The 824-nt window shown below is 68.3% G+C and carries 1 protein-coding gene; it reads right to left on the reverse strand.

Annotated features, from left to right (window positions below):
* A partial coding sequence (locus tag BFF76_RS30600) for a SidA/IucD/PvdA family monooxygenase (protein ID WP_167359550.1) occupies positions 1-824 on the reverse strand: 824 nt, incomplete at both ends.

Below are 824 nucleotides of genomic sequence, written 5' to 3' on the forward strand. Positions count from 1 at the left end.
GGTGAGGCCGAAGGTGGTGAAGGCGGTGCGTTGTGGGAGGGGGTAGGGGTTGGTGCCGGTGAGGTTGTTGAGGATGGTGGCGCTGCGCCAGGCGGCGAGTCCGAGGTCGGGGGCTCCGACTCCGTGGGTGTGGCGTTCGGCGTTCTGTACGTAGATGTTGCCGGTGAGGGCGGGGTCGAGGTCGAGGCGGAAGTCGGTGTGGATGCGGGGGCGTCCTTGGGTGTCGCGGCGGATGTGGGGGGCGATGCCGGTGAGGAGGGTGTCGAGGGGGCGTTCGCGGTAGCCGGTGGCGAGGACGACGGCGTCGGTGGTGAGGCGGCTGCGGGTGGCTTGTTGGGTGTGTTCGAGGTGGAGTTCGATGCGGTTGCCGCTGCCGGCGAGGCGTCCTGCGGTGCGGACGCTGACGCCGGGGGTGAGGGTGGCGTCGGGCCAGCCGCCGTGGAGGGTGCGTCGGTAGAGCTCGTCGTGGATGGCGGTGATGGTGTCGGTGTCGATGCCTTTGTGGAGTTGCCATTGCTGGGGGACGAGGGTGTCGCGTACGTGTTCGGGGAGTGCGTGGAAGTAGTGGGTGTAGTCGGGGGTGAAGTGTTCGAGGCCGAGTTTTGAGTACTCCATGGGTGCGAAGGCCTGGGTGCGGGCGAGCCAGTGGATTTTTTCGGTGCCTCGGGGGCGGGCGCGGAGGAGGTCGAGGAAGATTTCGGCGCCTGACTGGCCGGAGCCGATGACGGTGATGTGGTCGGCGCGGAGGAGTTCTTCGCGGTGGTGGAGGTAGTCGGCGGAGTGGATGACGGGGGTTTCGGGGGCTTCTGCGAGGGGGCGGAGGG

This window comes from Streptomyces mutomycini (assembly GCF_001700505.1).
Classification (GTDB): Bacteria; Actinomycetota; Actinomycetes; order Streptomycetales; family Streptomycetaceae; genus Streptomyces; species Streptomyces mutomycini.